The following is a 23903-nucleotide window of genomic DNA, read 5'->3' as shown; positions in this document are numbered from 1 at the left end:
CAGGAGTTACCTGGAAGCCTTCAGTTCCGCTTCGATCAGGTCGGCCGCGTACGGGGCGCCGCCCTCGGAGGTGACCTCGGCCTTGAGGGCCGCGCAGCGCTCGGCCACGGCGGGGTCGGCGACCAGGGCGAGCACCGCCTCGCGCAGCGTGTCGGCGGTGGCCTCCTCCATCGGGACGTGCCGGGCCACCCCGAGCCCCTCCAGGACCGCGGCGTTGCCGGGCTGGTCGGCGGCCTGCGGCACGGCGACCATCGGGACGCCGCAGGCCAGGCCCTCCTTGGAGCCGCCCATGCCGGCGTGCGTGACGAACGCGTCGGCCTGCTGGAGGATGGCCAGCTGGGGAACCCAGGAACTCACCTCGAAGTTGGCGGGAATCGCCCCCAGTTCCGTCACCTCGACGTGCTTGCCTATCTGCAGGACGACGTGCCAGCCGGGCAGGTCACCGAATGCCTTGATGCACTCGCGGTAGAAGGCGGGCTTCTTGGTGAAGGCCGAGCCGAGGGAGATCAGCAGGACCTTCTCGGCGCCGGCCGGGCGCTCCCAGGTGCCCTGGTGGGTCCGGTCGTCCTGGCACGTGCCCGTGAAGGTGTAGACGGACGTGTCGACGCGATCGGCGTTGGGCTGCATGGCGCGGGGGATGAGGGCCAGACTGCGGCCGGGCCGGCCGGCGAAGCTGTCGGGGTCGGTGGCGATGCCGTTCCCGGTCAGCCAGTCGGTGAAGCGCCGGTAGTACTCCTTGCCCTTCGGGCTCTCCTTGACCGCGTCGAAGAGGGGCCCGGCGACCTCCTCCTCGTAGCCCTCCCACGCCACCATGTGCGTGCTGAGCTGCACACACGGCACACCCCAGCGCTCGGCGAGGACGCGGCCGGCGTACACCGTGCTGTCGTAGAGGACGAAGTCCGGCTCGTCGCCCTCGTACGCGGCCGCCATCTGGGGCAGCGAGTGGACGGCGTTGTCGAGGAAGAGCTCGAGGTGGTCGATCAGCTCACTGCCCCACGCGTCGGGGTCCTGGTCGACCGGGAGCGATGAGTCGTAGATCTTCGGTTCGGCGCCGGTCGAGGCGACGAGCTCCGCGAAGGACTCGGGTATCGCGTAGGTGACGCGGTGGCCGCGGGCGACGAGTTCCCGGACGACCTCGAGGCCGGGGTGGACGTGTCCGGAAGCCGCGATGTTGAACATCGCGATATGGGCGGGCCGCTGGCCGGTGGGCTGAGTCATGGCCACACCCTATGCGAGACGCAACGTCTCGTGTCAAGAATGTTTTCCGCCATCCCCCCGATCACTCCCCCGACCCGCGCGGGGGACACTTGCGCGGTGGACACAGCATTTACCGAACAGCGCGCCCGCGAGCTGCTCGCCGCGGCCGGAGCCCCCGTCCGGGTGGCGGACGCGACCCTGCTCTCGCTGGGCGAGAACGCCGTCTTCGCGGCCGGCGACCTCGTCGCCAAGGTGGGCAGGGACGCCTCGCTCATGGACCGCGCCCGCCGCGAACTGCGCGTCGCCGCCTGGCTCGCCGAGTGCGGCGTGCCCGCCGTCCGCGCGGCCGCGCCCGAGGCGCTGTCCGCCGACGGCCACCCCGTCACGCTGTGGCACCGGCTCCCCGCGCCCGCACGCCCCGCGGCACCGGCCGACCTGGCCGGGCTGCTGCGGCGGATCCACGAGCTGCCGGACCCCGGCTTCGGCCTGCCCCACCGTGACCTCCTCGGCGGCGTCGAGCGCTGGCTGCGGCTGGCCGGTGACGCCATCGACCCGGCCGACGCCGACTACCTGCGCGAGCGCCGGGACGGCTTCACCGCCGCGGCCGCCGCGCTGACGCCCCGTCTGACGCCGGGCCCGATCCACGGCGACGCGCTCCCGCGCAACGTCCACATCGGGCCCGACGGTCCGGTACTGGTGGACCTGGAGACCTTCGCCGTTGACCTGCGCGAGCACGACCTGGTGGTGATGGCCCTCAGCCGGGACCGGTACGGGCTGGACCCGGACGCCTACCACTCCTTCGTGCACACCTACGGATGGGACGTGCGCGAGTGGGACGGCTGTGCCGTGCTGCGCGGCGCCCGGGAGACGGCCAGCTGCGCGTGGGTGGCGCAGCACGCGCCGGGCAACCCCGCGGCCCTCGCGGAGTTCGGCCGCCGGGTCGCCTCCCTGCGGGACGGCGACCCGGCCGTGCGGTGGTACCCCTTCTGATCCGCCCCCTTCCGGACCGCTTCCGGCCGCCTCCCGGCCGTCAGGTGCCCTCGGCGAGGGACGACCGGGGGCCGTCGAGGGTGGCGGCGACCCGCTTGGCCTGGCCGGTCGTGAACATGAACATGGCCGCGTCGTCCACGTAGTCCATGTAGTTCATGAACATGTCGCCGTGCGGGCCGTTGCGGCACGAGACGTGCGGGAAGACCGGGGCGCCGAAGTTGGGGCCGCCCTGGTTGGGGGTGTCGGCGACGAAGTCGCTGCCGCTGCAGCCCGTCCCGTCGTCGCCCCAGATGTGGTACAGGTTCAGCCAGTGGCCCACCTCGTGGGTGGTCGTCCGCCCCAGGTCGAACGGCGCCGCCGCGGTGCCGCTCGTGCCGAACGCCGAGTGCCGCACGACCACGCCATCGGTCGCCGCCGGGCCGCCCGGGAACTGGGCGTACCCGAGCAGGCCGCCGTCGAGGAGGCAGACCCATATGTTGAGGTAGCGGTCGGCGGGCCAGGCGTCCCGGCCGCCCCGGTCGGTGAACTTCACCGCGTCGTCGGTGCCGAAGCCCGCCACCGTCGTGCGGGTGCGGGTGATGCCCGTGGTGGGCTTCCCGTCCGGGTCGCGGGTGGCGAGGCGGAAGTCGACCCGGCTGTCGGCGGCGAGGTCCTTCCAGATCTCCGGCACCTGGGCGACGTCCGCGTTGCGCTTGCGGAAGTCCTTGTTCAGGACATCGAGCTGGCTGAAGACCTGGGTGTCGTCGATGTTCTCCTCGTCGGTGCGGTGCACGACATGGACGACGACCGGAATGCACGTCACGCCCGTGCGGGCCGTGCGGGCGTCCCCGCTCTCGTACGCGAACGCCTGGTTCTCGATGTCCGTGCGGGCTGAGGCGTAGTCACCGTCCTCGGTGAGCAGCCTGCGGTGGACCTCCATGGTCCCGCACAGCAGGCCTTCGGGCGGCCGGGACGAGTCCTGCCGCCGGGACGACGGCTCCGGCCGGGACGATGACGACTCCTGGTTCTCGGGCACGACGCGCCTCCTCGGATCGCCGCTCGACGCGGCAGTGATGGGGGGTATCGCGGGCCCGGTACGGATTACCGTAGACCCGGACACCCCCGACATCTACGGGCATCACAGAATCCGGACCAAATACATAGACAGGTTCCGAATTCGGGTGATGTCAGTGAGACCGGTCGCTCAACGGGACCGGAGCGGCCAGGAGGTGTCCACCACCGCCTGCGGATCGCCCTGCCGGCGCAGCCACTTCTGATAGCCGGCCGCCCACTCGCCGTACCAGTGGACCTGGTCACGGTGCAGCTCCCACAGCCCGGCCCCGGCTATCCGCGGGTACCGCTCGGCCGTGGCGCGGGCGACGCGGACCGCCGCCAGCGCGTCGGCCCCCGCCTCGTGGGCGCCGTCCAGCACCACGCCGTACTCCCGGCAGACCGCCTCCAGGGTGCGCCGGCCCTTGCGGTAGCGGTCGACGTGCCGGTCGATGGTGTAGGGGTCGACGACGGGCCCGACCTCGCCGCCGCCCAGCCGTTCGCCCAGCGAGCGCAGCCCGTGCCGGCGCAGCTCGGCCTCCAGCAGGCTGAGGTCGAAGCCGGCGTTGTACGCGACGACCGGGACGCCCAGCGCCCAGTGGCCGGCGAGCACGCCGGCTATCTCCTCGACGACCTCGCCCGCGGGCCGTCCCTCGGCGGCCGCCCGTTCGCTGGTGATGCCGTGGATGGCCGCCGCCTCGGCCGGGATCGGCACCCCCGGATCGGCCAGCCACAGCCGGCTCGCGGCCACCTCCCCGCCCTTGGTCTCGAGGACCGCCGCGGTGACGATCCGTGCCTGCGCCGGGTCCGTGCCCGTCGTCTCCAGGTCGAAGCCGATCAGCGGCTCGTCGTGCCAGGCCATGGCGGTTCCCCCTTCGGTGGTGCTTCCCCCGTCTGGTGCCCCAGCGTCGCACAGCCCACTGACATCGGGCCCTGACATCGGCCCCGGCAGCGACCCCTGACGGCATATCGGATGAAACCCGCCTTATACGGACGAACCCCCATCGCGGAACGGCGTCACGACACCGACCGCGAGTCCGCCCACACCCCCTCGAACTCCTCGCGGTAGGTCTCGAAGAGCCCGCCCTCGTCCTCCGGGGACCGTCCCTGGCGCAGCACGTCGCGGCCGCCGCCGCGCAGGACCAGGACCGGTGACTCCATGCCCCGGGCCTTGCGCAGATAGGACTGGACGACGGCCAGGCCGTCCGAGCCGTCGCCGTTGACGAGGTAGGCGGTGAAGCGCGGGGTCTCGTCGAAGACCCGGATCTCGAAGGCGGCGGTGTCGCGCAGCCGGTCGCGCACCCGCCGCATGTGCATGATGTTCATCTCCACCGACCGGCTCATCTCGCCCTTCTTGATCCCCAGTTCCCGCTCGCGGCGGCGCACCGCGCTGCTGGCCGGGTTGAGGAAGAGCAGCCGGGCCCGGCAGCCGGACTCCGCCAGCCGCACCAGGCGCCGCCCCGAGTAGTTCTGGACGAGCAGGTTGAGCCCTATGCCGACCGCGTCGAGGCGGCGGGCGCTGCCGAAGAGGTCCTCGACGGGCAGCTGGCGCTGCAGCCTGACCCGGTCGGGGTGGACGCCGACGACGTCGGCGTAGCGGTCGCCCACCAGGTCCTCGACGGCGTCGACGGGCAGCCGGTCGGCGGAGGGGCCGTGGGTGCCGCCGCCGAGGATGTCCAGCAGCCTCGCCGAGGCCCGTTCGGCCTGGGCGAGGACGGTCTCGGACAGCGCGCGGTTGCGGGAGACGACGTTGCGGGCCACCTCGAGCTCGTCCAGTGCGAGTTCGAGCTCGCGCCGGTCGTCGAGGTAGGGCTCGAAGCACGGCCAGTGCTGCACGAGGAGCTCGCGCAGCTGGGGCAGGGTGAGGAAGCTGAGGACGTTGTCGTCGGCCGGGTCCAGCAGGTAGCCCTTACGGCGGCTCACCTCCCGCACGGCCACGGCGCGCTGCACCCACTCCTGGCCGGCGGGGCCCGCGGCGGCCACGACCCATTCCTCGTCGCCGTGCACCGGCTCGTAGACCGGGCGCAGCACGGCGGCGACGACGGCGCGCAGCCGCTGCTCGACGAGGTTGAGCCAGATGTAGGCGCGCCCGGCCCGGCGGGCGCGGGTGCGCACCTCGCCCCAGGCGTCGGCGCCCCAGTCCAGTTCCGCCCCGATCTCCCGGGGCCGGGTCAGGGACATCACGCCTGGTGGCGTGTCGGTCGAGCCGTCTCCCTCGGGACTTCCGTCTCCAGGGGGCAGCTCCAGCCCGCCCGAGCTCACCAGTGCACCGCCTTCCGCCCCCGTCCAACGATCAAGGCAGCGTACTGTGCGGGCGGGAGCCGGTGCATCCGCTCGGTTCGGGCCCTTCGCGCAACTCGGCCGCCGGACGTGGTGGTTGTCCGACGGCCCTGTGGCGGGAGTGATCTGATTCATAGCCAGAAGGGTGGTCCTCACCCGGTCGGCCGAGCCGGGGCGGCCGGCGGCGGCTTCCTTCCGGGGTTTTGGGGAAGATCTGCGGAAAGCGCGGCCCGGGGTGGAACACTTTCGCTCATGCAGGTCTGGCCGGGACAGGCGTACCCACTCGGCGCGACGTACGACGGCGCCGGCACCAATTTCGCGGTCTTCTCCGAGGCCGCCGAGCGGATCGAGTTGTGCCTGCTGCACGAGGACGGCTCGGAGACGGCGGTGGAGCTGCGCGAGAGCGACGCCTTCGTACGGCACGCCTATCTACCGGGTGTGATGCCGGGTCAGCGCTACGGGTTCCGGGCGCACGGCCCGTACGAGCCGGAGCGGGGGATGCGCTGCAACTCCGCCAAGCTGCTGCTGGACCCGTACGCGAAGGCGGTCAGCGGGGCGATCGGCTGGGGCGAGGCGGTCTACGGCTATCACTTCGGGCGGCCGGAGAAGCGCAATGACATGGACTCGGCACCGCACATGATGACTTCGGTGGTGGTCAATCCCTACTTCGACTGGGGGGACGACCGGCCGCCGCGTACGGACTACCACCGTACGGTCATCTATGAGGCCCATGTGAAGGGCCTGACGATGCTGCATCCGGCCCTGCCGGAGGAGGTGCGCGGTACGTACGCGGCGCTCGCGCATCCGGCGGTGATCGAGCACCTGACGGAGCTGGGGGTGACCGCCATCGAGCTGATGCCGGTCCATCAGTTCGTCAACGACCACCGGCTGGTGGACGCGGGGCTGGGCAACTACTGGGGCTACAACACCATCGGTTTCTTCGCCCCGCACAACGCCTATGCGTCCTGGGGCGACAGGGGTCAGCAGGTGCTGGAGTTCAAGTCGGCGGTGCGGGCGCTGCACGCGGCGGGGATCGAGGTGATTCTCGATGTGGTCTACAACCACACGGCGGAGGGCAGTCACCTCGGGCCCACGCTCTCCTTCCGGGGCCTGGACAACGCCTCGTACTACCGGCTGGCGGACGACGCGCGGTACCACATGGACACCACCGGTACCGGGAATTCGCTGCTGATGCGCAGTCCGCACGTGCTGCAGCTCATCATGGACTCGCTGCGCTACTGGGTGACCGAGATGCGGGTGGACGGTTTCCGCTTCGACCTGGCGGCGACGCTGGCCCGGCAGTTCCACGAGGTGGACCGGCTGTCGTCGTTCTTCGACCTGGTGCAGCAGGATCCGGTGGTCAGCCGGGTGAAGCTGATCGCCGAGCCGTGGGACGTGGGCGAGGGCGGCTACCAGGTCGGCAATTTCCCTCCGCTGTGGACCGAGTGGAACGGCAAGTTCCGGGACACCTGCCGGGACCTGTGGCGGGGCGAGCCGGCCACCCTCGCCGAGTTCGGCTCGCGCCTGACCGGCTCCTCCGACCTGTACCAGCACGACGGCCGGCGCCCGCTGGCCTCCATCAACTTCGTCACCTGTCACGACGGCTTCACCCTGCACGACCTGGTCTCGTACAACGACAAGCACAACGAGGCCAACGGCGAGGGCAACGCGGACGGCGAGAGCCACAACCGGTCCTGGAACTGCGGTGCCGAGGGCGAGAGCGGCGACCCGGCGGTGCTCGCCCTGCGCGAGCGGCAGATGCGCAACTTCATCGCCACGCTGATGGTCTCCCAGGGCGTGCCGATGCTCAGCCACGGGGACGAGTTCGCGCGCACCCAGTGGGGCAACAACAACGCCTACTGCCAGGACAGCGAGATCTCCTGGGTGCGCTGGCCGGTCCCGGGTGAGGACGACGAGGCCTCGGCGCGGGCCCGCCGGATGCTGTGCTTCACCCGCTCGCTGGTCTGGCTGCGCCGGGACCACCCGGTCTTCCGGCGGCGCCGCTTCTTCCACGGCCGCCCGGTGCGGGGCACCCACGACGAACTCTCCGACATCGCCTGGTTCACCCCTGAAGGGGAGGAGATGCGGGACGGGGACTGGCAGGCCGCCCACGCCAAGTCGCTGACCGTCTTCCTCAACGGCGGGGCCATCTCGGAGCCGGGGCCGCGCGGCGAGCCCATCGTCGACGACTCCTTCCTGCTGATGTTCAACGCGCACCACGAGCCGCTGGACTTCGTCGTGCCCGCCGACCACGGCACCCAGTGGCAGGTGGTGGTCGACACCGCCCGCCCCGACGGCGCGGCGGCCGACGGGCCCAAGGTCCGGGCCGGGGAACGGCTCACCCTCACCGACCGCAGCCTGGCGGTGCTCCAGCGCCCCGCCTGACGGCACCCGGCCGGCCTCCGGCGCCCCGCCCGGCGGCGGGCGTGCGCGATGCCGCCCCGTTGTGGGTACGTATGTTCCCGTGACGCGCGACAGCTCCGCCCCGCCGACCGCCACCTACCGCCTGCAGCTGCAGCCCGGCTTCCCCTTCCGGGAGGCCGAGCGCGCCGTGCCCTACCTCGCCGGCCTGGGCGTCTCCCACCTGCACCTGTCCCCCGTCCTGGAGGCCGTCCCCGGCTCCACCCACGGCTACGACGTCCTCGACCACACCGCCGTACGCGCCGAGCTGGGCGGCGAGGAGGGGCTGCGGGCCCTGGCGCGCACCGCCCACGCGCACGGGCTGGGGCTGATCGCCGACATCGTGCCCAACCACATGGCGCTGCCCGCGCCCGAGCACCTCAACGGCCCGCTGTGGGAGGTGCTGCGGGACGGCCCGGCCTCGCGCCACGCCCGCTGGTTCGACATCGACTGGGCCGAGCACGGCGGCAAGGTGCTGCTGCCCGTCCTGGCCGGGCCGCTCGGGGACGAGCTGGCGCGCTTCGCGGTCGACGGCGACGTGCTGCGCTACCGCGCGCACGCCTTCCCGCTGCGCCCCGGCACCGAGCGGCTGCCGCTGCCCGAGCTGCTGGACGCCCAGTGGTACCGGCCCGCCTGGTGGCGGCTGGCCCGCACCGAGCTGAACTACCGCCGCTTCTTCACCGTCTCCGAGCTGATCGCCGTGCGCGTGGAGGACCCGGAGGTCTTCGCCGCCACCCACGCCAAGGTCCTCGCGCTGCTGGCCGACGGGGTGCTCGACGGGCTGCGCGTCGACCACCCCGACGGCCTCGCCGACCCGGCCGGCTACCTGCGGCGGCTGCACGCGGCCACCGGCGGGCGGTGGACGGTGGTGGAGAAGATCCTCAGCGGGGACGAGCGCCTGCCCGCCGACTGGCCCGTCGCCGGCACCACCGGCTACGACGCCCTGCGCCACCTCGACGGCCTGTTCACCGATCCCGACGGGGCGGCCGAACTGGCCGCCTCCTACCGCGCCTTCGCCGGCCCGCCGCCCGACCGGGGCGGCGACTGGCCCGCGACCGTGCGCCGCGCCGCCTACCGGGTCGTCACCCACGAACTCGCGGCGGAGACCGAGCGCCTGGTCCGGACCGCCGGACGCCTGTGCGAGGCCACCCACCGGCTGCGCGACCACGCCCCCTGGGCCCTGCGCACCGCCCTGTGCGAGATCCTCGTCCGACTGCCCGTCTACCGCCCCTACGCCGTGCCCGGCCGGACGGTCACCCCGGTCGACGCCGCGCTGCTCGACGAGGCGGCGCAGGGTGCCCGCACCGCCTTCGCGGTGCCGGAGGAGGCGCGGGCCGTGGAGTTCGTCCGCGACGCGGCGCTCGGCCGGCTGGGCGACGGGCCCGACCAGCGGGACTTCTGCGCCCGCTTCGCGCAGACCGCCTCCGCGCTGCGCGCCAAGTCGGTCGAGGACACCGCCTTCTACCGCTACGCGCCGCTGCTGTCGGCCACCGAGGTCGGCGGGGTGCCGGACCGGCCGGCGGTCGGCCCGGCGGAGTTCCACGCCTACTGCGCCCGGCTGCGGCGCGACTGGCCCGCCGGCGGGACCGTGCTCTCCACCCACGACACCAAGCGCAGCGCGGACGCGCGGGCCCGGATCGCCGCGCTGAGCGAGTACCCGCGGCACTGGGCGGAGCTGATGGACCGGCTGTGGTCGCGCGGCACGGCCCCCGACCCGCACGTGGCGTGGTCGGCCTGGCAGAACGCCTTCGGGCTGGGCACCGCCGACGCCGGACGGCTGGCGACCGCGGTCCTCAAGGGCGTCCGCGAGGCGGCGCTGCTCACCACCTGGACCGAGCCGGACGCCGCCTACGAGGCGGCCGTCACGGAGTTCGTCGCGACGGGCCCGTGCGGGGAGGAGGACCGTGCCGCCCTGGCCGCCCTCGCCCTCGAGGCCGCGCCGACGGTACGGGCCAACACGCTGGGGGCGGCGCTGCTGCACCTGACGATGCCGGGGGTGCCGGACGTGTACATGGGAACGGAAGGGGTGTACACGGCACTGGTCGACCCGGACAACCGGCGGGTGCCGCCCTTCCCCCCGGAACCGGCCGCGGGCCCGCGGGAAGGCCTGTCCGGCGAGAAGTACGCCCTCACCCGCGCCGCGCTGCGCCTTCGGCGCGCGCATCCGGCGTGGTTCGGCGCCGAGGGCTCCTACGAACCGCTGACCCCGGCCGGGCCCGCGGCCGGACACTGCGTGGCCTTCGCACGGGCGGGCGAGGTGGTCGCGGCGGCGACCCGGCTGCCCCGGCGGCTCGCGGAGGACGGGGGCTGGCGCGGGACGGTGCTGGAGCTGCCGGCGGGCGGCGCGTGGCGCGAGCTGCTGACGGGCGGGATGTGGCAGGGGCGAGTGGAGCTGGCCAGGTTGCTGGCGGCGTCACCCGTGGCGCTGCTGGTGCGGGCGTAGGGCGGGCGCGAACGGACGGGCACCGGCGGCCTCGTAGCAGCCGGGTGCCATCGGGCGGCACCATGGACAGCACCTGTTCCGGGAGGACGCGTCCGGGAGGAGCTGCCGTGCTGTTCGAGGTGTGGGCACCGGAGGCCGGCCGGGCCGACCTGCTGGCCGACGGCCGGACGTACGCGATGGAGCGCGACGCGGCCCGCGCCGGCTGGTGGCGCCGCGAGACGCCCGCCGCGCACGGCACCCGCTACGGCTTCGCCCTCGACGGCGGCCCCGTCCTGCCCGACCCCCGCTCGCGCCGGCTGCCCGACGGCCCCGAAGGCCTCTCCGCCGTCGTCGACTTCACCCGCTTTGCCTGGCGGCACCCCTGGGCGGGCCGTCCGCTGCCGGGCGCGGTGCTCTACGAGCTGCACACCGGCACGTTCACCCCGGAGGGCACCTTCGACGCGGCCGCGGCCCGGCTGGGGCACCTGGCGGAGCTGGGGATCACGCATGTGGAGCTGATGCCGGTGTGCCCGTTCCCGGGCCGGCACGGCTGGGGTTACGACGGCGTCGCCCCGTGGGCCGTGCACGAGCCCTACGGCGGGCCGGACGGGCTGCGGCGCTTCGTGGACGCCGCGCACGGGCTGGGCCTGGGCATCGTCCTGGACGTGGTGCACAACCACCTCGGCCCCTCGGGCAACCACCTGCCCGCGTTCGGCCCGTACTTCACCGCCGCCCACCACACGCCGTGGGGTGCGGCCGTCAACCTGGACGCGCCCGGATCGGCCGAGGTGCGCGCGTATCTGACGGGCAGTGCGCTGGCCTGGCTGCGCGACTACCGGCTCGACGGGCTGCGGCTGGACGCGGTGCACGCGCTGGCCGACACCGGGCCGAAGCACTTCCTGGCCGAACTGTCGGCCGCCGTCGACGCGCTGGCCGCGCGGCTGGGACGGCCCCTGTTCCTGATCGCCGAGTCGGACCTCAACGACCCGGCCACCACCACCCCGCGCGAGGCCGGCGGACTGGGCCTGCACGCCCAGTGGAACGACGACTTCCATCACGCGCTGCACACCCTCCTGACCGGGGAGTCGGGGGGCTACTACGCCGACTTCGCCGCCGACCCGGCGCAGGCCCTGCTCAAGACGCTGCGGGGCGGCTTCTTCCACGACGGCACCCACTCCGCGTTCCGCGGCCGCCCGCACGGCCGCCCGCTCGACCCCGCCACCACCCCCGCCCACCGGCTCCTGGGCTACGCCCAGACCCACGACCAGATCGGCAACCGCGCCCTGGGCGACCGCCTCTCCGCCCGCCTCTCCCCCGGCCTGCCGGCCTGCGCCGCCGCCCTCGTACTGGGCGCGCCCTTCACCCCCATGCTGTTCATGGGCGAGGAATGGGGCGCCCGTACGCCCTGGCAGTACTTCACCGACCACACGGACCCGGACCTGGCCGAGGCCGTGCGCACCGGCCGCCGCCGCGAGTTCGCCGCCCACGGGTGGACGGCGGGCGAGATCCCCGATCCGCAGGACCCGGCCACGCGCGATCGCTCGTGCCTCGACTGGTCCGAGCCCGGCCGTCCCCCGCACGACCGGCTCCTCGCCTGGTACCGGCGTCTGATCGCCCTCCGCCGTGCCGAGCCCGCCCCGGGGCCGCTCTCCGCCACGGCGGTCACCGTCGGCCCCGGCGGCACGACCGTCCTGCGCCGCGGCGGCCTGTGCACGGCCGTCAACCCGACGGACGCACCGGCCGCGCTGCCGCTGGGCGACGCCCCGGTGCGCGAGGTCCTGGCCGCCTGGCGGCCCGTGGACCTCCCCGGCCCGGACGGCCTGCTGCACCTGCCGCCCGCCTCGGCGGCCGTGCTGCGGTGCGGCTGACCTCCTCGGAGGCGCCCCGACTCCCGCCGCGCGTTGCGGCGGGGCGGGGCGGGAGGGACGCTGGGAACGGGCGCATCCGCGCCTCAGTGAGCGCGGAGCCGGAGCGCCGGGTGCGGTGCGTCGCGCCGAGGGGACGATGAGCCATGCGCATGATGCTCAGGGCCCGGCTGGACACCCACGCCTCGAACGAGGCCTACCGGAGCGGCAACCTCCCGAAGTTCGTGCAGGGCCTGATGGACCGGACCAAGCCCGAAGCCGCCTACTTCGGCCCGATGGACGGCGGCCGCACCTGCGTGCTCGTCTTCGACCTGGAGGACCCGTCGCGGATACCCGCCACGCTGGAAGCGCTCCTGCTGGAGATGGAAGCGGATGTCGAGCTCCTCCCCGTCATGAACTACGACGACCTGAAGAAGGGCCTCGCGCAGAAGTGACGGGCACGCAGAAGTGAGCCGGCCTCAGCCCTCCGCCGGCTCCAGGCGCAGCGAGATGGAGTTGATGCAGTAGCGCTGGTCGGTGGGCGTGGGGTAGCCCTCGCCCTCGAAGACGTGCCCGAGGTGGGAGCCGCAGCGGGCGCAGCGGACCTCGGTGCGGACCATGCCGTGGGAGTGGTCCTGAAGGAGCTCCACGGCGGAGGCGTCCTTGGGGTCGAAGAAGCTCGGCCAGCCGCAGTGGCTCTCGAACTTCTCGGTGGACCGGAAGAGCTCCGCGCCGCAGGCCCGGCAGCTGTAGACGCCCTCCGCCTTGGTGTCGGTGTATTCGCCGCGGAAGGCGGGCTCGGTGCCGCCCTGGCGGAGTACCTGGTACTCCGCCGGGCTCAGCTCGGCGCGCCACTGCTCGTCCGTCTTCTCGACCTCGTACGCCATCTCGCACGCCCTCCGCGGTGTGTGGGTCAGCTCTCCAGGCGGGCCAGGATCTTCGGACCGAGGTCCGTCACGTCGCCGGCGCCCATGGTGAGAACGAGATCGCCGGGGCGGGCCATTCCCGCGATCACGTCCGGGATCGCGGCCATGTCGTGCTCGGCGCGCACCTCGGCGCCCGCGGCCACGGCCGCGTCGATGATCAGGGCGCTGGTGACGCCGGGGACCGGGTCCTCGCGGGCCGGGTAGATGTCGAGGACGACGGAGTCGTCGGCCAGGGCCAGGGCCTGGCCCATCTCGGTGCCCAGCTCCTGGGTGCGGGAGAACAGGTGGGGCTGGAAGACCACGAGGACCCGGGAGCCGGCGGCCGCGCCGCGCATGGCCTCGAGGTCGGCGGTCATCTCGGTGGGGTGGTGCGCGTAGGAGTCGATGACCTGGACGCCGTTCGCCTCGCCCTTGAGCTGCAGGCGGCGCTTGACGCCGGTGTACTTGCCGAGGGCGGAGGCGAGGTTGTGCGCCGGGATGCCGAGGGCGACGCCCGCGGCGAGGGCGGCGACGGCGTTGAGCGCGTAGTGGCGGCCGGGGACGGAGACCGTGAAGGTCAGCATCCGCCCGTTCAGCAGGACGGTGACCTCGCTGGTCAGGCCGCGCGGACTGATCTTCACCACGCGGACGTCCGCGTCCTCGGCCTCGCCGTAGGTGACGACCTCGATGTCGTGGCGGCCGGAGACGCGCGCGGTCAGCTCGCGGGCGCCCGCCTGGTCGGCGGAGACGACGAGGGTGCCGCCGGGGCGGACGCGGCCGACGAAGGTCTCGAAGGACTCGTAGATCTCGTCCATCGAGGCGTAGTTGGCGTGGTGGTCGAGCTCCACGTTGAGGATGATCGCGACCTCGGGCGCGTACTTGTGGAAGCTGCGGTCGCTTTCGTCCGCCTCGGCCACGAAGATCTCGCCGGCGCCGTGGCGGGCGTTGGAGCCGGGGCCGTCGAGGTCGCCGCCGATGGCGTACGAGGGGTCGAGGCCCAGGGTGTCGAGGGAGACGGCCAGCATGGACGTGGTGGTGGTCTTGCCGTGCGTGCCGGCGACGGCGATGGGCCGCAGGCCGTCCATCAGGCGGGCCAGCGCGTCCGAGCGGTGGACGACCGGGATGCCGCGCTCGGCGGCGGCGGCCAGCTCCGGGTTGTCGGCGCGGATGGCGCTGGAGACCACGACGCAGCTGGCGTCCTCGGCCAGGTGCCCGGAGGCGTGGCCGATGTGCACGGTGGCCCCGAGGTCGCGCAGGGCGCCGGCGGTCGCGGACTCCTTGGCGTCACTGCCCGCCACGGCCGCACCGCGCTGCGCGAGGATCTTCGCGATGCCCGACATTCCGGCGCCGCCGATGCCGATGAAGTGCGGTCGGTCCATCGTCGTGGGGACGGCCGGTGCCATGTGCGGTGCTCCCTGGGGGTCGGCGGGTGTGGCTACAGGCACCGATTGTTGCATTCGCCGCCGGTACTCCGGTCCACGCCCGCCGCGGGCCGCCGGCCGGGCTCACTCCTCGGCGCCGCCCTCGGGCACCTCTTCGTCGTTGTGCGCGTAGAGCTTGAGGACGGGCACGCCGACCTTGTGGCGGGCGCGGGAGGCCCAGTCTCGGTGGAAGAACTCCTCGACCAGGTGCGGGGCGGTCAGCACGATCACCTCGTCGGCGTGGGTCTGCTCGACGACGGAGCGCAGCAGGTCCAGCGGGTGGTTGTCGATGATCTGGCCGACGGCCTCGCAGCCCGCCGCCCGCAGGCTCTGCAGGGAGTGCTCCAGGGCGAGCACGGCGGGCCGTACGGCCTCCGCGCCCTCGGGCTCGTCCGCCTCGTGCACGGCCTGCTCCAGCTCGCCGAGGGCAACGTCGTCGATGGCGCGCAGCAGCCGGTCCTCGGCGCCTCTGGGCCGCATGAGGACGACGAAGGACATCGCGTCGTCGTGGAGGGTCGTGACGAAGTCGACATCGGCGGCGGACAGCGGCTGCTCGATCATCAGTACGCTCGTGAACACGGTGGGCGCCCTTCTTCTCCATGGGCCACCGGGCCCAACAGAAACCATCCTGCGCGTGCTCCCGTGAGCCCGCCTGTTGTGGTCCTCTGCCCTCGGGAGAGCGTCTGACTCAATTCTGCCCACCGGAAGAGAACCGGAACGAAAAATTCCGCCGATTGTCGGATCCTCGCCGGCCGACGCGCGCCCCTGACCCCGCGACGGTCCGTGACGCCCCGTGACGACCCCGTCGTCCCCCCGCGCCGGCTCATGCGTCAGCCCCTGCGGTAACGGGTGAACAGGAAGCCGTCGTGCTCCAGCACCGAGCCCAGCACGAACCGCTCGGGCACCTCCAGCGGCGGCCCCGCCATGATCCGCGGCGCCGTGCCCGTGGCCACCATGGGGGCCAGCGACAGGCACATCTCGTCCAGCACCCGGGCCGACGCGAACTGCCCCAGCAGCCGGGGGCCGCCCTCCGTGAGCAGCCTGCGCAGCCCCCGCTCGGCCAGCAGCCGCGGCACGCGCGCGGCGTCGACCCCGCGCCCCTCGCCCGCCACGATCACCTCGGCGCCCGCCGTGCGCGCCGCGTCGATCCGATCCGCCGGGGCCTGCGCGCCCGTCAGCACGATCGTGGGCACCAGCGGCGAGGTGAACAGCGGCAGCGAGAAGTCCAGCTCCAGGCCGGCGCTCACCACCGCTATGACGGGCGCGAGCCCCTGGCCCAGCGCCGCCCGTCGCGCCGCGAACGCCTCCCGGGCTCGCGCGGGCCGGTAGACCTCCTGCCGCACGGTCTCGGCGCCCACGATCACCGCGTCGGCCAGGCCCCGCAGCGTGCCGAAGATCCGCATGTCGGCCGGCGAGGACAGCGGCTGCGAGCGGCCCTCGTGGTGGGCGGCGCCGTCCAGGGAGGAGACCATGTTGGCCCGCAGCCACGGCCGCCCGGCGCCGCCCCCGGCGTCCGCCTCCGGGTAGGCGTAGAGGTCGGCCAGCTCGTCCAGCCCCCATTCGCGGTCCTCGAGGTCGGCGGGGCTGAGCGGGGAGGGGAACAGGCGTCGCATAGGCGGCAGTGTGACATGGCTCGCCCCGCGCGGGACGGCCCCCGCCCCGATCCGGGGCTACGCTGGACAGCTGTGTCGTCCTCCACCGCAGCACCCTCCAGCGCACCGGGCTCCGCCGCCACCGGCCCCACGGCCGGGCAGGCCGCCGGGCGGCCCGTCGCGCTCACCTCGCGCGCCCCGCACGTACCGGCCGACCGCCTGGTCGCCGAGATGGTGCCGCCGCCGCGCTTCGACTCGGTGCGGTTCGACAACTACCTCCCCGACCCGAACCAGCCCAGCCAGGCCGAGGCCGTCAAGACGCTCGCCGCCTTCGCCGCGGGCCTCGGTGGCGAAGCCGCGGCCACCGGCCGCAAGCGCTGGTTCCGCCGCGAGACGAAGCCCGCCGCCCCCGCCGGCCCGCGCGGCGTCTACCTCGACGGCGGCTACGGCGTCGGCAAGACCCACCTGCTGGCCTCTCTCTGGCACGCCACCGCGGCCGCCCCGGAGCAGAAGGCCTTCGGCACGTTCGTCGAGCTGACCAACCTGGTCGGCGCGCTGGGCTTCCAGCAGACCGTGCGGACCCTCAGCGGCCACAGGCTGCTGTGCATCGACGAATTCGAGCTCGACGACCCCGGCGACACGGTCCTGGTCTCCTCGCTGCTGAGCAAGCTCGTCGAGGCGGGCGTGGCGCTGGCCGCCACCTCCAACACGCTGCCCGGCAAGCTCGGCGAGGGCCGGTTCGCCGCCGCCGACTTCCTGCGCGAGATCCAGGGCCTGTCCGCGCACTTCCGGCCCCTGCGCATCGACGGCGAGGACTACCGCCACCGCGGCCTGCCGCAGGCCCCCGCCCCGTACGACGACGAGACCGTCGAGCGCGTCGCACACACCGCCGAGGGCGCCTCGCTGGACGCCTTCCCCGCCCTCCTCGAGCACCTGTCCAAGGTCCACCCCAGCCGCTACGGCGCCATGAGCGACGGGATCAAGGCCGTGTGCCTGACCGGCGTCGAGCCGGTCCCGGACCAGTCGACGGCCCTGCGCCTGGTGGTCCTCGCCGACCGGCTCTACGACCGCGAGGTGCCGGTGCTGGCGTCGGGGCGGCCGTTCGACGAGCTGTTCAGCGAGGAGATGCTGAACGGTGGCTACCGCAAGAAGTACTTCCGGGCCATCTCCCGGCTGACCGCGCTCGCGCGCGACGGCAAGGCCCTGGCCGAGGCGTAGCCGGCGGGATACGGCCCGGCTCCGGCCGGGTAACGTGCCCTGGTGCTCCCCGAGACCCGACTCTCCCGCTCCGCCGCCGCCCTGGGCGCAGCCGCGCTGCTGTGCTGCGTCCTGACCGCCTGTGGCGGCGGCCAGGACGCCGGCCGGACCGGCGCCGCCACGGCCACGTCCGCCGGAGCGAAGGCCACCGCGCCGGCCTCCGCCGCCCCCTCGTCCGCGGCCCCGTCCGCCGCACCCACCCTGCCGCCGGGCCCCGGCGGCGCCGCGCCCGTCTTCTCGCACGGCGCCCGTGACGGCGCCAAGCGCGTCGCCCTCACCTTCGACGCCGACATGACGTCCGATCAGGGGCCGCGAGCCGCCCGCGGGGAGCACTTCGACAACCCCGCGCTCATCGAGACGCTGCGCCGGCTGAAGGTGCCCGCCACCGTCTTCATGACCGGCCGCTGGGCCGAGCAGTACCCGGACCAGGTCAGGTCCATCGGCGGCGACCCCCTCTTCGAGATCGCCAACCACTCCTACAGCCACCACGCCTTCGCCACACCCTGCTACGGCCTGCCCGCCCTCCCGCGCGGCCAGGCGCGCGCCGACGTCGAGCGCGCCTTCACGGCGTTCAAGAAGGCCGGGGCCGAGCGCGTCGTGCCCTACTTCCGCTTCCCGGGCGGCTGCCACAACCCGTCGGTGCTGCGGGAGCTGGGACCGGCGAAGGTGACGGCCGTGCAGTGGGACGTCGTCAGCGGCGACGCCTTCGCCAAGCAGGCCGGACCGGTGGCCACTCAGGTGATCTCGCAGGTCCAGCCGGGCTCGGTCGTGGTGATGCACTGCACGCGCAGCGCGGCACCGACAACGGAGGAGGCGGTACGGAAGATCGTGCCGGCACTGCGGGCCAAGGGCTATGAGTTCGTCCGGGTCTCCGACCTGATCGGCGGGTGACCTCCCGCCGGTTCCGCTGCTCGACGAACGTCTTCTACTTGATGAACGTCTTCCAGTCCGGGGCCTGTGCCGGGTCCAGCCCGCGCAGCTTCGCCAGCACCTGCGGGTCCTGGGCGTCCAGCCAATCCGCCACCTGGCGGAAGGAGACGCAGCGCACCCCGTCCCGGCGGCAGACGTCCTTCATGACGTCCTCCATGGCCTTCATGTAGATGCCCCCGTTCCAGGTCTCGAAGTGGTTGCCTATGAACATCGGGGCGCGGCTGCCGTTGTAGACGCGGTTGAAGCCGTTGAGGTAGCCCTGGCGGGTGAGCTGCTGCCACTCCGCGCGCTTGGCGGGGTCGCCGTTGGTGTTGTCACCGGACTGGTTGTAGAGGAAGTTGAAGTCCATGGAGAGGACCTGGCGGTCGCTCTTGGGGTACGGCAGCAGCTGCAGCGGGAAGTTCCAGACGCCGTCGATTTTCGAGGGCCAGAGCTGGAAGTCGCCGGGCGAACTGGCGTCGTAGCGCCAGCCGAAGGACTTCGCCGCCGGTATCAGCGTCTTCTGCCCCTCGAGGCAGGGGGCGCGGCCGCCCACGAGCTCCTTCTTGTAGTCGAAGGGCAGCGGGTCGACGTTCTTGAAGCCGGTGTTCGTCTTCCAGTTCTGGACGAACGAGTAGGACTGCTCTATCTCCTTCTTCCACTCGTCCACGGTCCATTCGCCACCCCCGCCCTTGCCGCAGAAGTGGCCGTTGAAGTGCGTGCCTATCTCGTTGCCCTCCAGCCACGCGCCGCGCAGCTGCTCGAGGGTGTCCTTGATGTGGGCGTCGGAGGTGAAGTCGATGGCCGCGTCGCCCTGCTTGTGCCGGGGCGGCTGGTACTTGTGCCGGTCGGACTTGGGCAGCAGGTAGATGCCGCTGAGGAAGTAGGTCATCTGGGCGTTGCTCTGCCGGGCGACCTTGCGGAAGTGGGAGAAGAGCCGGTCGTCGTTCTCCAGGGCGCCGTCCCAGGAGAAGACGACGAACTGCGGCGGCTTCTCGCCCGGCTTGAGCTTCTCGGGCTTGGTCACCTTCGGCTGGGGGCCGGTGTAGGACGTCGAGCCGTCCCCGAGGATCCTGACCTTGCCGTCCCAGACCTCCTCGGGCTCCTTGCCGCCGTTGGCCTCGCTCCTCGATGCGCTCCCCGGCGCCGCCGGGGAGGCGGCGGCGGCCTTCCCGCTGTCGTCCGCGCCGGCGTCGGTGCGGGTCAGACCGGCGACGAGTGCCGCCGCCACGCACGCGGCGCCCAGGGCCGTCCCTCCGTAAAGAGACCTCTTCGACAACTTCGTACTCCCTGGCACCCGTACAGATGTTTAGGCGCCAGTATCACAGGCTTGTGTGACAGTTCCGTAGCGACGGGTGGTCCGCGACGACCGTGCAGGAGCCGGGCGCGATCTCGGTGAAGCCGGCGTCGCGTACCAGCGGTAGCCCGCTCGCGGTCAGCTCGGCCCAGCGGGCCGGGTCGGCGGTCCGTACGGACAGCGCGAAGCCGTCCCGGCGCCAGGCCTCGCGGGCTGCCTCGTCCAGGTCCCACCATGCCAGCTGGGCCCCGTGCCCGGCCTGCGCCATGGCCTTGCCCGCGGACATCCCGAGGCAGGGGTTGAGCCACAGCACCGGCCGGGCGGGGTCCGGCGCGGCGGGGGGCTCGGGGTCGTCGAGGTCGGTTCCCGACACCTGCAGCTTGACCAGTTCCTTGGGCCAGCCGTCCAGCGGTACGGGCGGGAAGACCCGCACCTCGGCGGCGGGCGCGTCGGCCTCGGCCCGGCCCATCACCGTGATGCCCGGCAGCGCCGAGGCCTTGCGCCACTCGGCGCCGCGCGCCCGTCGCACCACCTTGCGGATCCGGGCGTCCTGCCAGTCGCGCACCGCCCGCGCCCACTCGCCGTCGGCGGCGGTCGCCCGCTCGTCCGACAGCAGCGTGAGCACCGCGCGCGCCGCCGTCTCCAGGGCGTCGGTGCGGGTGGGCGGCGCGGTCTTCTCCATCCGCACGACGAGCGGGAGGACGAACTGCGGGGCGTTGTCGCGAGGGTCGCCGGTGGCGCCGGACGGGGCATCGGAGCTGGTCACGCCCCCACGCTACCGTGGGGCGCACGGGACGGGCGGGGCTGGTGTGCTACTTGCCCGCCCGGCTCATGTAGGCGGTCCAGATGTCGAGCGGGTACGTGCTGCCGGTCGCCGTCTTCGCGGCGCCGCCCAGGCCGTCCAGGGGGAGCGGCTCCTGGGTCTTCGGGTCGATGCGGAAGAGCGAGACGGCGGTGGCGGTCCTGCCGCGGTAGCCGGCGAACCAGGCGGACTTGTTGTCCGGTCCGGTGCCGGTCTTGCCGGCCGCGTCGGCTCCGGCGGCCTTCGCGGCCGTCGCGGTGCCGCGCCGGACGGCCTCGCGCAGCGCGTCGTCCACCGCGCCGGCCACGCTCGCGGGGAGGGCTCGCTCGGGGGTGGGCTTCTCCACCTCCACGGGGTCGCCGTTGCGGCTGAGCCGGTCGACGGAGTAGGGCTCGGCGTTGACGCCCTTGGCGGCGAACGTGGCATAGGCGCCGGCCATGCGGATGGCGCTGGGGGTGCTGGTGCCGAGGGAGAAGGCGGGCACCTTGGCGCCCAGGCTCTCTTCGAGCAGGCCGGTCTGCACGGCGACCTTGCCCACCCGGTCCAGCCCGACGTCCATGCCCAGTTGCATGACGGGCGAGTTCACCGACTGGGCGACGGCTTCCTTGAGCGTGACCCTGCCCCAGGACTTTCCGCCGTCGTTGCGCGCCTTGACGATCTTTCCCGAGCGGTCCCAGTACGGGCCCTCGGGCGTGCGGATCGCGACCTTGTCGTCGCCGTTGTAGACGGTGGCGGGGGTCACGGGCGTGCGGGGGCCGCCGCGCTCGCGCTGGATGCCGTCGCGCAGGGCGGCGGCGTAGACGAACGGGCCGAAGGCGGTGCCGGCGGGGACGACCGTGGAGTTGGCGTCGTTGAAGCCCTGCTTGAGGTAGTCGGAGCCGCCGTAGAGGGCGAGGATGCGGCCGTCGGTGGTGACGGAGGCGGCGCCGACGCGGACGTTCCTGTCGGCCTCGCGCTTGTCGGGGTCGAGCCGCTTGCGGCTCGCGTCGACGGCCTTGGCCAGGGCCTCGACGTCGGCCTTCCGGAAGGTGGTGCGGATCTGGTAGCCGCCGAGGTCGAAGTCGGCGTCGGAGACCTCGGTGTGGGCGCTCACATAGGCGCGGGCGGTGTCCACGAGGTACCCGGTCTGCCCGCTGAGCCCGGCCGGCTTGGGCGGCGCCTTGGGCTCGGGGAACTTCGTGTAGCCGGCCCGCTCCTTGGGCGAGAGCCTGCCGATGGTCACCATGCGGTCGAGGATCCAGTTCCAGCGCTCCACGGCGCGCTCGTGGTTCCTGGCGCTGACGGCGGGGTCGTAGAGGGCGGCGCCCTTGAGCAGGGAGGCGAGGAACGCGCCCTCGCTCACGTCGAGCTGCGAGACGTCCTTGCCGTAGTAGGCGTGGGCGGCGCGCTGGATGCCGTAGCTGCCGCGGCCGTACCAGCTGGTGTTGAGGTAGCCCTGGAGGATCTCGGCCTTGCTCAGCTTGTTGTCGAGCTTGATGGCGATGAACATCTCGGTGAGCTTGCGGCTGAACGTCTGGTCCTGGTTGAGGTAGGCGTTCTTCACGTACTGCTGGGTGATCGTGGAGCCGCCCTGGGTGTCGCCGCCGGTGAGCATCCTGGTCACGGCGCGGGTCATGCCGCTGACGGAGATGCCGCTGTCGGAGTAGAAGGTCTCGTTCTCGGCGGCGAGGGCGGCCCAGCGCACCTTCTCGGGGACCTTCTCCAGCGCGGTGTCCTGCCGGTCGACCGGGCCGGTGCGGGCCATCTCGGTGCCGTCGGCCCAGTAGTAGACGTTGTCCTGCTGGGTGGCGAAGGCGTTGAGGTCCTCGGGTATCCCGGTGCGCGCGTACAGCACGCCGACGGTGACCACGAGGGCGCCGGTGACGGCACCGAGAAGGCCCAGGGTCTGGCGCCAGGAGGGGATCCAGCGGCGGAAGCCCGTCCGGCCGGGGCGGGGGTAGGCGGGACGGAAGCTCCTGCGGGAGGTGCGCTGGGAGGTGCGCCGGGGGGCGCCCCGCTTCCCCCGGTGGCCATAGGCGAAAGTGGAGCTTTTGTGGGCATGTGCCCCGTTTTTCCGTCGTTCAGCCACCCTGACCTGACCCTGTCCGAACATCTGTCGCTACGTCTACCGCTCGATCTGGCGGCGAGTCTGCCACAAAGCGGAATCTGATAGTCCGTCAGGTTACCGAAGGTTCGAATACGGCTGACAAAGCCTTTACACTCCTGTAAAGGGCACTCGAAGCCCGGCAGAACCAGCAAGATCAGCAGAAACAGAAGGAACACCGGACACATGGGAGCGCCCACCCCCACCGCCGTCGTGCGCCAGGGCCGGCGCCGCGCGAGCGGCGCCCTCGAGGGCGAGGTCCTCGCCGCACTGCAGCGGGCGGGCACCCCGCTCACCCCGCGCGAGGTGCAGGGCACGCTGTCGGGCGAGCTGACGTACAGCACCGTGGTGACGATCCTGTCCCGGCTGCACGGCAAGGACGTGCTCACCCGCACCCCGCGCGGCCGCGCCTACGCCTACGCGCCCCTGACCGACGAGGCGGGCCTCGCCGCCCGGCGGATGCACAAGGTCCTCGACGGCCGGGCCGACCGCGAGGTCGTGCTCACCCGCTTCGCCGACGGCCTGACCGAGGAGGACGCGACGCTGCTGAGCCGGCTGCTGGCCGGAGGGGCCCCCGGCACCTGGTAGGCACCGCGCCCCGGCAGACGTCCCGGGACGCGCCCCAGGGCGTGTCCGCGAAGTCGCGCCCTAGGCCAGGAGCCACACCCGGCGGTTGCGCGCCACCGTGTGGATCCGGTCGACCCGGTCCGGGTGCAGCACCCCGCCCAGCTCGCCGAGCCCCAGGACCTCCTCCTCGCGCAGCACCCGCACGTCGTCCAGCGACCGGTCCACCTCCACGCGCACGGCGCCGACGAGCACCAGCACCGGCAGCACCGGCACCGGGAAGCCGCAGCCGCGGGAGAGCACCAGCGAGGACCGCAGCGCGCAGTGCCGCGTCCGGCGGACGTACGGGCGCCCCTGACGCTCCGCGCCCACCCGCACCGAGACCTCGCCCACCTCGACCCGCGTGCCCCTGGTCTGCTCGGCGGCGACACAGAAGACGCCGCCGGGCCCGATCAGCAGGTGGGAGATGACGGCGTCCCCCGGCAGGACGATGGAGTGCACCACCTCCCAGCCGCCCGCCGTCAGCCCGTCCAGCTCCGTCCCCACCAGTTGCTCGGCGGCCAGCGCCCGACGCCAGTCGTCCTCCACCGGACGGCGGCCGAGCAGCCGGGCCAGCGCAAGCCCCACCCGGCCCGCCCGGGACGCCTCGAGCCGGGCGCGGAGGGTCTCCCCCGGCCGGTTCGGGGCGAGATCGTCGTCGGGGGGCAGAAAGAGCCTTTCGGGGTCGTAGCGCTTTCCGTTCGCGCCCCTCTTGGCTTCCGGCCGTTCACGCACGCCCATCACCCCCACCCGCCATACTGCCGCAGAAGTGCGGGAACCAACCCAATCGACCACCCGTTGAATGGTGCGAAGGCCCCGCGGCGTCCCCCCGACCGCGGGGCCTCGTCCATGCCCGGCGCCGGATCCCGCGC

20 protein-coding genes are annotated in these 23903 nt (G+C 73.2%); 8 read left to right on the top strand and 12 right to left on the bottom strand.

All coding sequences use genetic code 11. From position 1 onward, the window contains the following. Positions 1-6 precede the first annotated feature (6 nt). The gene (locus ACIG36_RS09550; RefSeq protein WP_399924676.1) at positions 7-1218 is read right to left on the bottom strand and encodes a macrolide family glycosyltransferase; all 1212 of its coding nucleotides are present in this window, start codon (positions 1216-1218) and stop codon (positions 7-9) included. A 96-nt stretch (positions 1219-1314) separates the two neighbouring features. On the opposite strand from ACIG36_RS09550, the gene ACIG36_RS09545 reads away from it, so the two are divergent. Beyond that, positions 1315-2187 carry a phosphotransferase gene (locus ACIG36_RS09545; RefSeq protein ID WP_399924673.1) on the top strand — a complete coding sequence of 291 codons (873 nt, stop codon included), beginning with the start codon at positions 1315-1317 and terminating at the stop codon, positions 2185-2187. Between the two features lie 40 nt (positions 2188-2227). Here the strand turns inward: ACIG36_RS09545 and ACIG36_RS09540 are convergent, their stop codons facing one another. From ACIG36_RS09540 to ACIG36_RS09530, 3 genes are all read right to left on the bottom strand, one after another. Further along, complete coding sequence (locus tag ACIG36_RS09540; RefSeq protein WP_399924670.1) at positions 2228-3202, bottom strand: zinc metalloprotease; 975 nt, start codon at positions 3200-3202, stop codon at positions 2228-2230. A gap of 168 nt (positions 3203-3370) precedes the next feature. Continuing rightward, positions 3371-4078, bottom strand: coding sequence for a 3'-5' exonuclease (locus tag ACIG36_RS09535; protein ID WP_399924667.1), 708 nt, complete (start codon positions 4076-4078; stop codon positions 3371-3373). Between the two features lie 155 nt (positions 4079-4233). Continuing rightward, positions 4234-5478 (bottom strand): SAV2148 family HEPN domain-containing protein, encoded by a 1245-nt coding sequence (locus ACIG36_RS09530; RefSeq protein WP_399924664.1) that lies wholly within the window; start codon positions 5476-5478, stop codon positions 4234-4236. Positions 5479-5748: 270 nt separating this feature from the next. On the opposite strand from ACIG36_RS09530, the gene glgX reads away from it, so the two are divergent. The 4 genes from glgX (at position 5749) to ACIG36_RS09510 (ending at position 12617) form a co-directional block, all read left to right on the top strand. Further along, positions 5749-7881: a glycogen debranching protein GlgX gene (gene glgX / locus ACIG36_RS09525; protein WP_399924661.1), complete on the top strand. Its 2133-nt coding sequence runs from the start codon at positions 5749-5751 to the stop codon at positions 7879-7881. Between the two features lie 79 nt (positions 7882-7960). Then, entirely contained in the window at positions 7961-10339 is a 2379-nt protein-coding gene (gene treY, locus ACIG36_RS09520) for a malto-oligosyltrehalose synthase (protein WP_399924658.1), read from the top strand. A 107-nt stretch (positions 10340-10446) separates the two neighbouring features. Further along, entirely contained in the window at positions 10447-12186 is a 1740-nt protein-coding gene (gene treZ / locus ACIG36_RS09515) for a malto-oligosyltrehalose trehalohydrolase (protein WP_399924655.1), read from the top strand. A gap of 143 nt (positions 12187-12329) precedes the next feature. Next, positions 12330-12617 carry a hypothetical protein gene (locus ACIG36_RS09510; protein WP_399924652.1) on the top strand — a complete coding sequence of 96 codons (288 nt, stop codon included), beginning with the start codon at positions 12330-12332 and terminating at the stop codon, positions 12615-12617. Between the two features lie 24 nt (positions 12618-12641). On the opposite strand, the gene msrB is transcribed toward ACIG36_RS09510, so the two are convergent. The 4 genes from msrB to ACIG36_RS09490 form a co-directional block, all read right to left on the bottom strand. Next, the gene (gene msrB, locus ACIG36_RS09505) at positions 12642-13049 is read right to left on the bottom strand and encodes a peptide-methionine (R)-S-oxide reductase MsrB (protein ID WP_399924650.1); all 408 of its coding nucleotides are present in this window, start codon (positions 13047-13049) and stop codon (positions 12642-12644) included. 26 nt (positions 13050-13075) lie between these two features. Then, positions 13076-14470, bottom strand: a complete 1395-nt coding sequence (murC, locus tag ACIG36_RS09500; RefSeq protein ID WP_399924647.1) for a UDP-N-acetylmuramate--L-alanine ligase — start codon at positions 14468-14470, stop codon at positions 13076-13078. Between the two features lie 102 nt (positions 14471-14572). Next, on the bottom strand, positions 14573-15067 hold the full coding sequence (locus tag ACIG36_RS09495; RefSeq protein WP_399924644.1) for an indole-3-glycerol phosphate synthase: 495 nt from the start codon (positions 15065-15067) through the stop codon (positions 14573-14575). 251 nt (positions 15068-15318) lie between these two features. Continuing rightward, the gene (locus tag ACIG36_RS09490; RefSeq protein ID WP_399924641.1) at positions 15319-16101 is read right to left on the bottom strand and encodes a pyrimidine reductase family protein; all 783 of its coding nucleotides are present in this window, start codon (positions 16099-16101) and stop codon (positions 15319-15321) included. A gap of 72 nt (positions 16102-16173) precedes the next feature. Between ACIG36_RS09490 and zapE the strand changes: the two genes are divergently transcribed. Together zapE and ACIG36_RS09480 are read left to right on the top strand one after the other, a co-directional pair. Beyond that, positions 16174-17298, top strand: coding sequence for a cell division protein ZapE (gene zapE, locus ACIG36_RS09485; RefSeq protein ID WP_399924638.1), 1125 nt, complete (start codon positions 16174-16176; stop codon positions 17296-17298). A gap of 81 nt (positions 17299-17379) precedes the next feature. Continuing rightward, entirely contained in the window at positions 17380-18228 is an 849-nt protein-coding gene (locus tag ACIG36_RS09480; RefSeq protein WP_399925389.1) for a polysaccharide deacetylase family protein, read from the top strand. Positions 18229-18262: 34 nt separating this feature from the next. Here the strand turns inward: ACIG36_RS09480 and ACIG36_RS09475 are convergent, their stop codons facing one another. The 3 genes from ACIG36_RS09475 to ACIG36_RS09465 are packed head-to-tail and all read right to left on the bottom strand — an operon-like array spanning position 18263 to position 22413. Next, positions 18263-19525 (bottom strand): hypothetical protein, encoded by a 1263-nt coding sequence (locus ACIG36_RS09475; protein WP_399924635.1) that lies wholly within the window; start codon positions 19523-19525, stop codon positions 18263-18265. Positions 19526-19568: 43 nt separating this feature from the next. Next, a complete protein-coding gene (locus ACIG36_RS09470) occupies positions 19569-20309 on the bottom strand; it encodes an aminoacyl-tRNA hydrolase (protein WP_399924632.1) in 741 nt (246 codons plus the stop codon). 46 nt (positions 20310-20355) lie between these two features. Next, a complete protein-coding gene (locus ACIG36_RS09465; RefSeq protein WP_399924629.1) occupies positions 20356-22413 on the bottom strand; it encodes a transglycosylase domain-containing protein in 2058 nt (685 codons plus the stop codon). Between the two features lie 201 nt (positions 22414-22614). On the opposite strand from ACIG36_RS09465, the gene ACIG36_RS09460 reads away from it, so the two are divergent. Beyond that, positions 22615-23016, top strand: a complete 402-nt coding sequence (locus ACIG36_RS09460) for a BlaI/MecI/CopY family transcriptional regulator (protein ID WP_399924626.1) — start codon at positions 22615-22617, stop codon at positions 23014-23016. A 60-nt stretch (positions 23017-23076) separates the two neighbouring features. Here the strand turns inward: ACIG36_RS09460 and ACIG36_RS09455 are convergent, their stop codons facing one another. Further along, on the bottom strand, positions 23077-23766 hold the full coding sequence (locus tag ACIG36_RS09455) for a nuclease-related domain-containing protein (RefSeq protein ID WP_399924623.1): 690 nt from the start codon (positions 23764-23766) through the stop codon (positions 23077-23079). Positions 23767-23903: the final 137 nt, after the last annotated feature.

Source organism: Streptomyces sp. NPDC053048 (assembly GCF_044547045.1).
Taxonomy (GTDB): domain Bacteria; phylum Actinomycetota; class Actinomycetes; order Streptomycetales; family Streptomycetaceae; genus Streptomyces.
The sequence above is the reverse complement of the archived record's forward strand: the minus strand, read 5'-3'. Positions and strand labels throughout refer to the sequence as shown.